The following is a 1,938-nucleotide window of genomic DNA, read 5'->3' on the forward strand; positions in this document are numbered from 1 at the left end:
ACACGTGCTCCCCGGCCACGGCGACCGCATCCGCCGGGACCTGGGCCGGCAGCGGACGCCACGCGATCTCGAACAACGACTCCGGCCGACCCGCACCCAACTGCTCCTGCGACACCGGACGCGACACCAGCGAGCCCACCGTCAGGACCGGCTGCCCCTCGGCGTCGGCCACCGTCACGGTCACCGTGTTGGGTCCGGAGGGCGCGATGCACACGCGCAGCGCCGGGGCGCCGCCCGCGTGCAGGGCGACGTCGTTCCACGAGAACGGCAGGACCGTCGACTCTTCGGTGCTCGATCCCTCGTCGATCAGCGCCACGTGCATGGCGGCGTCGAGGAGGGCCGGGTGCAAGCCGTACCGCGCCGCGTCGGCGTGCGCCTGCTCGGGGAGGGAGACCTCCGCGTACAGCGATTCGCCGGAGGTCCAGGCGGCCTTGAGGCCCTGGAAGACGGGCCCGTAGTGGTAGCCACGCTCCAGGAGGAGCTCGTACGCGCCGTCCACGGTCGTCGGGGTGGCGCCCGGCGGCGGCCACTCCGTCAGAGCGGCGGCAGGCAGGCCCGAGCCGCTGACCAGGGTGCCTTCCGCGTGCCGCGTCCATATGGGCTCGGCGGCGTTCTCGTCGCGGGAGTGGATGGTCACCGTACGGCGCCCGGACCCGTCGTCCGCGCCGAGCCAGACCTGTACGGCGGCCCCACCGCGCTCGGGGAGGATCAGCGGGGCGTGCAGGGTGAGTTCCTCGACGGCGTCGCAGCCGACCTGGTCGCCGGCGCGGATGGCGAGCTCGACGAAGCCGGTGCCCGGGAAGAGGATGCTGCCGAGGACGTCGTGGTCGGCCAGCCAGGGCTGGCTGTCCACGGAGAGCCGTCCGGTGAGGACGACCTCGCCCGAATCCGCCGAGGCGATCGCGGCGCTCAGCAGCGGGTGCCCGACGCTCTCCAGGCCCGCGGCGCCGAGCCCGGCGCCCTCGCCGGTCGTGGCTTCCAGCCAGTACCGCTGCTGCTGGAAGGCGTACGTCGGCAGATCGCCCCAGCGGTCCTCGGTGGCGCCGAAGTACGCGGCCCAGTCGACGGGGACGCCCTGGTTGTGGGTACGGCCGACGGCCGCGAGCAGCTCCCGTGCCTCCGGCCGGCCGCGGCGCAGCGAGGAGATGAAGGCGGTGCCCTCGACGTCGCCGACGGTCGCGCTCGCCAGGGCTGTCAGGACCGCGTCGGGACCGAGCTCCACGTACGTCTCGACGCCTCGGCCCTGGAGGTACTGGACGGTGTCGCAGAAGCGGACGGCCTCGCGCAGGTGGCGGGTCCAGTACTCCGGGGTCCCCCAGTCCTCGCTGAGTCCGCCGTGCACGCCCGAGACCACAGGAACGGCGGCGGGGTGGTACGCCACGGAGTCCGCGACGGCCCGGAACTCCGCGAGCACCGGCTCCATCAGCGGCGAGTGGAAGGCGTGCGAGACGCGCAGCCGGGTCGTCTTGCGGCCCTGCTCCGTGAACCGCCCCCGGATCGCCTCGACGGCATCCTCCGCACCCGACACCACGATCGAGCGCGGACTGTTGACCGCCGCGATGCCCACGACATCGCAGACGTACGGGAGGACTTCCTCCTCCGTGGCTTCGATCGCGGCCATGGCTCCGCCCGCCGGCAGCGCCTGCATCAGGCGGCCACGTGCCGCCACCAGCCGGGCCGCGTCCTCCAGCGACAGCACCCCGGCCGCGTGCGCGGCCGAGATCTCACCGATGGAGTGCCCGGCCAGGAAGTCGGGCCGCACGCCCCAGGACTCCACCAGCCGGAACAGCGCGGTCTCGATGGCGAACAGCGCGGGCTGCGTGAAGGCGGTGCTGTTGAGGACCGCCTCGTCCTCGGCGGACTCGCCCCACATCACCTCGTACAGCGGGGTGTCGAGGTGCACGTCCAGCGCCGCGACCACCGCGTCCAGCGCCTTGG

At 73.5% G+C, this 1,938-nt stretch carries 1 protein-coding gene; it reads right to left on the reverse strand.

What is annotated here, in order from left to right; translation table 11 throughout:
- Nucleotides 1–1,938 (reverse strand): acyltransferase domain-containing protein (locus AB0M92_RS39225; protein WP_366107184.1); only part of this gene is annotated, 1,938 nt, incomplete at both ends.

This window comes from Streptomyces sp. NPDC051582 (assembly GCF_040681715.1).
GTDB lineage: Bacteria > Actinomycetota > Actinomycetes > Streptomycetales > Streptomycetaceae > Streptomyces.